At 68.4% G+C, this 6,996-nt stretch carries 5 protein-coding genes; all 5 read left to right on the forward strand.

Features of this window, described 5'->3' with window-relative positions:
• The first annotated feature begins 39 nt into the window (after positions 1-39).
• On the forward strand, positions 40-876 hold the full coding sequence (locus ACFQV6_RS01960; RefSeq protein WP_378025519.1) for an ABC transporter ATP-binding protein: 837 nt from the start codon (positions 40-42) through the stop codon (positions 874-876).
• Entirely contained in the window at positions 873-1,664 is a 792-nt protein-coding gene (locus ACFQV6_RS01965; protein ID WP_378025520.1) for an ABC transporter permease, read from the forward strand. Before ACFQV6_RS01960 ends, ACFQV6_RS01965 begins: the two co-directional genes overlap by 4 nt.
• Complete coding sequence (locus ACFQV6_RS01970; RefSeq protein ID WP_378025521.1) at positions 1,661-2,776, forward strand: sensor histidine kinase; 1,116 nt, start codon at positions 1,661-1,663, stop codon at positions 2,774-2,776. The genes ACFQV6_RS01965 and ACFQV6_RS01970 overlap by 4 nt, the downstream gene beginning before the upstream one ends.
• Positions 2,773-3,390 carry a response regulator gene (locus tag ACFQV6_RS01975; RefSeq protein ID WP_378025522.1) on the forward strand — a complete coding sequence of 206 codons (618 nt, stop codon included), beginning with the start codon at positions 2,773-2,775 and terminating at the stop codon, positions 3,388-3,390. The genes ACFQV6_RS01970 and ACFQV6_RS01975 overlap by 4 nt, the downstream gene beginning before the upstream one ends.
• A 150-nt stretch (positions 3,391-3,540) precedes the next feature.
• The coding region (locus tag ACFQV6_RS01980) for a Calx-beta domain-containing protein (protein WP_378025523.1) at positions 3,541-6,996 on the forward strand (3,456 nt) is incomplete at its 3' end.

Consider the following 6,996-nt stretch of genomic DNA (forward strand, 5'->3'; position numbering starts at 1 on the left):
TCGTCCCGGCCCCGCCGCGGAAAGAGCACGATCAATGGCATGGAAGCCATCGAGGTAAGCGGACTCCGCAAGACCTATCGCGGCCGGGACGCGGTCGCCGGCATCGACCTTGTTGTCGCCCGTGGCGAGATCTTCGCCCTGCTCGGCCCGAACGGCGCGGGCAAGACCACCACGGTGGAGATCCTCGAGGGGCATCGGCGCCGCAGCGGCGGTGACGTGCGGGTGCTCGGGGAGGATCCGGGGCAGGCCGGCTCCGGCTGGCGTACCCGGATCGGCATCGTGCTGCAGGACGCGGACGACGCCGCCGACCTGACGGTGCACGAGATGGTGCGCCACCTGGCCGGGTTCTATCCGGAGCCGCGCAAGCCGGACGAGGTGATCGACCTCGTGGGGCTCACCGAGAAGCGGAACAGCAAGATCCGTACGCTCTCCGGCGGCCAGCGGCGCCGTGTCGACGTGGCGCTCGGCATCGTCGGCCGCCCGGAGCTGCTCTTCCTCGACGAGCCGACCACGGGGTTCGACCCGGAGGCGCGCCGGCAGTTCTGGGAGCTGATCCGCACGCTGGCCGGTGACGGCACCACGATCGTGCTGACCACCCACTACCTGGACGAGGCCGAGGCCCTCGCGGACCGGCTCGCGGTGCTGGCCGGCGGCCGGATCGTCGCCGAGGGCACCCCCGCCACGCTGGGCGGCCGGTCCGCGGCCGAGGCCCTCGTGACGTGGCGGGAGAACGGCAGCGCGCACACCGAGCGCCACGCCGATCCGACCGCCCTGCTACGCCGGCTGCTCGACTCCGGCGTCGACCTGACCACCCTCACCGTCACCCGGCCGACGCTCGAGGACACCTACCTGGACCTGATCGGAGCAACCCGATGACCAGCCCGTCGATGAGCCTCAGCCGCGGTCACGTGGAGCTGCTCCAGTTTCTGCGGGACAAGACCGCTGTGGTCTTCACCTTCGCTTTCCCGGCGATGCTCCTGCTGCTGTTCGGCACGATCTTCGGCGACGAGTACAGCGATCAGGGTGTCAGCGCGAGCCGGGTCTTCACGGCCAGCATGGTCGCGTACGGCATCCTGAACACCGCCTTCGTCACGATGGGTTCGGGGCTGGCGATGGACCGGGAGGACGGGACGCTCAAGCGCCTCCGCGGTACGCCGATGCCGGCTTCCGCGTACCTGATGGGTAAGGCTCTTCTGGTCCTTGCCTTGAGCGTGGCCGAAGCGGCGGTGCTGATCCTCGTCGGTGTTCTGGTCTTCGACGTCCCGCTGCCGGACGCGGCACACTGGGTGACCTTCGCCTGGATCTTCGTGCTTTCCGTGATCGCCTGTTCGCTACTGGGTGTGGCGGTCAGCGCGCTGGTCCGCAACGCCCGCAACGCCGGCGCCATCCTCAACGTGCCGGTGGTGGCACTCCAGTTCGTCTCCGGCGTCTTCATCCAGCCGATGAGCCAGCTGCCGGACTGGCTGGAGAAGTTCGCGTCGCTGTTCCCGATCCGCTGGATGGCGCAGGGTTTCCGGTACGTGTTCCTGCCGGACGAGGCGAAGGCGCAGGAGATCGGCGGCAGCTGGGACCTCGGCATGGTGGCCGTGGTGCTCGGTGTGTGGTGTGTGATCGGATTGGTGCTGTGCCTGGCGACCTTCCGGTGGAGCGACCGGTCCCGGTGAGCGCGCCCGCGGACTGGATCTGGGACGTCTATTTCGTGGCGGTCGTGGCTGCTGTGGCAGCCGCGACCGTCCTCGCGTCGCCGTCCCCGACCTCCCTGGCCGCGCTGGCCGCGCTCGGCGCGATGGTGCTGCTCCACCTGGTGATCGGCCGCCCGCTGATCGTGCGGGGCCGGGAGAACACCGCGTCCCTGCTGGTGTTGCTCGCGCAGATCGCCCTCTTCCTCACCGCGGCGGCCTTCGTCCCGCTCACCACCTGGCTGTTGTTCGCGGTGATCCCGCTGATCTTCCAGATGGTCCCGTTGCGCCGGGCCGTTCCGCTGGTCATCGTGACGAACGCGCTGCCGGTGATCCTGGAGTACCGCCGCGAGCCCGAGGGCATCGGTGTCGACATCGTGATCGCGACGATCTCCACCGCGGCCGGGATCTGCATGGGCCTGTGGATCACCAGGACCCTGGAGCAGAGCCGGGAGCGCGCCGACCTGATCGCGGAGCTGTCGGCGAGCCGGGCCGAGCAGGAGCGGCTGTCGCACGAGGCGGGCGTGGCGGCCGAGCGCAACCGCCTGGCCGGCGAGATCCATGACACCCTCGCGCAGGGATTCACCAGCATCATCACGTTGATCCAGGCCGCCGATCCGTCGCTGAGCGACGAGCGCCTGGCGCTTGCCGTGCGTACCGCACGGGAGAATCTCGCCGAGTCGCGGGCCATGGTCGCGGCCCTGTCACCCTCCGCTCTGGCTTCGGCGTCACTACCCGAGGCGGTACGCCGCCAGGCTGATCGTTTCTCGGAGGAGTCGGGGGTCCCGTGTTCTTTCCGGGTGACCGGCTCCGTGCGTGAGTTGCCGACCCGGGTCTCCGTGGTCCTGCTGCGTGCCGCCCAGGAGGCATTGGCGAATGTGCGCCGGCACGCACATGCCTCCACCGTCTCCGTTCTGCTCGGGTATCTCGCTGATTCCGTCCACTTGTCGGTTCGAGATGACGGTTGCGGCTTCGACCCGTCGGCCGCTTCCGGCTTCGGCCTGTCCGGGATGCGATCGCGCGCCGGCCAGGTAGGCGGGACGCTGACCGTTTCGTCGGACTCCGGCACCACCCTCGAAGTGGAGATTCCCGCGTGATCCGCATCCTGCTCGTCGACGATCATCCCGTGGTGCGGATGGGGTTGCGCGGGATGCTCGACGCCGAGCCGGACCTCACCGTGATCGGCGAGGCCTCGTCGGGCGCCGAAGGCGTGACCATCGCCCTCTCCGAGAGGCCTGACATCGTCCTGATGGACCTGCGGATGCCCGGCGGCGACGGGGTGGACGCCACCGCCGAGATCCTGGCGGCGTCCGCCGGCATCCGGGTGATGGTGCTGACCACCTACGAGTCGGACCGCGACATCCTGCGCGCCATCGAGGCCGGTGCGTCCGGCTACCTGCTCAAGGACGCGACCCCGGCCGAACTCGCGGACGCGGTACGAGCCGCCTCGCGGGGGGAGACCGTGCTGGCCCCGAGCGTCGCGACGACGCTGGTGAGGCAGGTCCGCAGCCCGGCCCCGCCGGCACTGTCGGCACGCGAGACCGAGGTCCTGAAGCTGGTGGCGTCCGGTCTGACCAATGCGGAGATCGGCAAGCGGTTGTTCATCAGCGAGGCGACAGTGAAGACGCACCTCCTGCGCGTCTTCAACAAACTGAACGTCGCGGATCGGACGGCCGCGGTGACCACCGCGATGCGGCACGGCCTGCTCTAAACCTGGAAACGCGAATTCCTGTCATAAGCGACTATTCCGGCGGTTAGATTACCGACGGCGCACGCTCTGTCTTCGCAGCTCACCACAGCTTCCGGGACCTCGCGCCGCTCTCTAGCCCTCGGATCGGCCGCTGAAGGAGAAGACAGGACCATGCCCACCCATGCTGTAGATCAGGTGCCGTTCCGGCTGTGGGCCCCGGCACGATTCCGAGCCTTCGTGTCCGTCGTGGCGGCGGCCGCCGCGGGACTGGTCCCGGTGTTCGCGCTGCAACCGGCGCCGGCCTACGCCGATCCGGGCGACATCATCATCGAGGCCGACATCGAGGGCTCCGAGGGGGGCGAGTTCGCCTTCGAAGTACAGCGCCTTGGCCCGATCACGGGCTCTGTCACCTACAAGTACGACATCATCCCGGCCCCCGGCGACGGCTTCGAGGCAGCCACCGCGGGCACCGACTACACAGCGATCAGCGGCCAGGCGACATTCACCACGAGCAACCGGACCTCGATCAGACGGATCGTGGTCAACGGCATCGCCGACCCGAACGACGAGTTCGACGAGCGGTTCGCGCTCCGCCTGCGATACCTGGACGACACGCTGGTCACCCCGATCGCCTACGGCACGATGCTGGACGACGACGCCCCACCCACCTACAGCCTTGACACGAGCCCGCTGACCGTCGCCGAGGACGCGGGCAACGCGACGATCACCGCGACGCTGTCGAATTTCTCGGCCAAGGAAGTGCGGATCCCGTACGCCACCACGGCCGGCACGGCCACCGCGGACTCGGACTACACCACCACGACGGGAACGCTGGTGATTCCGGCGGAGAGCCCGACCGGAACGATCACGGTACCGATCGCGAACGACACACGGGACGAGGTCAGCCCCGAGGACTTCACCGTCGGCACCACCGGCTCGCTGACCAATGTCACAGCGGGCTCCCCGGTCACCACGACGGTGAACATCACCGACAACGACAGCCCGCCCCAGGTCTACCTGGAAGAGCCCGCCGACGTGGCCGAGGGCGACCCGATCATCTTTCCGGTCAAGCTGGACGCGGCCTCCAACCGTGATGTGACGGTGAACGCGACCTTCTCCGGGGGCAGCGGCGCAGCCCCGGACGACGACTACACCGTCACCTCACCGCAGACCGTCACCATCCCCGCCGGCCAGACCACGACGAACGTGACGGTGCCGACGGTCGGTGACGCCGTGGTGGAATCCGGGGAATCGGTGGACCTGACGATCTCCGCCCCGGCCAATGCCACCCTCGGCGGCGGCGTGGCCACCACCTCGGTGGGGATCATCGACACCGCGGTGACCGTGGCGTCGGACGCGGCGATCGTCGAGGGTGCCGGCGGGACCACCAACCAGACCTTCACCGTCACGCTCAACAAGGCGCGGCAGACGTCGACGGTGGTCGACTACACGGTCACCGGCGACAGCGCCACCGCCGGCACCGACTTCGACACGGTCGCCCCGGGGACGCTGACCTTCGCGCCCGGCGAGACGACCAAGACGATCACCGTGGTAACACACGGTGACACGATCTACGAGGCCGGCGGCGAGACCTTCACCATCGCCCTGACCCCGTCCGAATCCAGCGTCGGCGTGACCGGAACCGGTCAGTTCACCATCCCGGAGGACGACGCGACACCAGCCCTTCTGGGCCTCTCCAGCGTGCCCCGTACGGAGACCGACTCCGGCACCACCACGGCGACGTTCGTCGCGAGTATCGATCACGCCAGTGCCCAGGACATCATTCTTGATGTCGCCGTCAGCAATGCCGGCACCACCGAGGCGGCCGGTGCCAGCCCTGGCGACGACGACTTCGACCTCGCCGCGGCGACGCTGACCATCCTGGCCGGCTCCACCACCGGCGAGGTGGACGTCACGGTGAAGGGCGACGAGGTCTACGAGACGGACGAGACCGCCACGATCACCGCCACGCGCCAGGATGGTGGAGCGACCGGCGGGCCGGTGAGCGGAACGCTGACGATCGAGAACGACGACACGGTGCCCACCATCTCGCTGGGTAGTCTCAGCCAGCCCGAGGGCACCGACTCGGTCGCGCTCGCCGCCACGGTCGACGGTGAGGCCGAGGGCGCACTGACCTTCACCGCGTCCGCGGTCGGCGCGTCGGACGGCAGCAGCAACGCGGCCGAAGCCGAGGACTTCGTCTCCGGGGTGACCGCTTCCGGCCAGTTGGATCCGGGCGATCCGACCCTTGACTTCGGCACCATCGATCTGGCCACCGACCAGGTCGACGAGTTCGCCGAGACGATTCGGATCTCCGCCACGATGGACGGCTCCACCGTGAGCGACTACGTGACGATCACCGACGATACGAACGACCTGGGCCCGATCGTTTCGATCGATCCGACCGGGACAGTCGCGGAGAACGCGGGTCCGGCGCTGGTGCCGGTGACGCTGGATTACGACCACGACGGCAACGATGCGACGGAGACCGAGAAGACGATCGACGTTGCCTATGGTGCGACCGCTGGTGGTTCGGCGAATGCATCCGACTTCACGGTGGGTACTGGGACGGTGAGTTTCACCGGTTCCGAGCTCAGCAAGAACATTTCGGTGAATGTGACGACCGATGAGGTGTACGAGCTGGCCGAGACGTTCAACGTGGATCTCACCGGGGCGACCAACGCGGCCAGCGTCGACACCGGTGCGGACAACAGCGTGGTGACGATCACGAACGACGACACCGCTCCGGCCTTCACGGTGACGCCGGATGCGACGTCGACACCGCTCGAGGTCGCTGAGGACGGCACGGCAACGTTCACGGTGACGCTTGGCGCTCCCGCACTCGCCCCGGTCGATTTCACCGTGGTGATGGGTGATGGGTCGACCACCGGCGGCGACTACACAGCGCACGCCGGCACCTTCACGATCGGGACCGGGAACAGCACCGCCACGGTCGATGTGCCGATCGTGGACGACGCGGTGGACGAGGCCGCCGAGACTGCGACGGTCACGATCGATCGCGCCTTCGGTGAGACCGACGCCTCCGGTGGCCCGGTGGTCAGCACGATCAGCATCACCGATAACGATGACGCGCCGACGGCCACGCTGACTCCGATCGCGGGGGCTGAGGGTGATGTTGAAGCGGTGTCGGCTTCGGTGGTGGGTTCGTCGCAGGCGTCGATCCCCTGGACGGCGACGGTTACCGGGGTTGGTGGCACGGCTGCGGTGCCGGGTTTGACGAATGCGGTGCAGGACGCGGACGTGGACGGCACCGGGTTGACGTTGAGCGGCAGTCTGGCTCCTGGAGGGTCGTCGATCAACCTGGGCAACCTGGGGCTGGAGGACGACGCGATTGACGAGGCTGACCAGCAGGCGCAGGTCTCGATCACTTTGGGTTCGCAGGATGCGGTGACCACGACGGTCACGATCGCTGACAATGCGGATGACCTCGGGCCGCAGGTGTCGATCGCGCCGACTGCGTCGGTGGCGGAGAACGCGGGTCCGGCGTTGGTGCCGGTGACGCTGGATTACGACCACGACGGTAACGATGCGACGGAGACCGAGAAGACGATCGACGTTGCCTACGCGGCCACTGCCGGTGGGTCGGCGGCTGCGGCCGACTTCACG

Source organism: Actinoplanes sp. GCM10030250 (assembly GCF_042666575.1).
GTDB lineage: Bacteria > Actinomycetota > Actinomycetes > Mycobacteriales > Micromonosporaceae > Actinoplanes.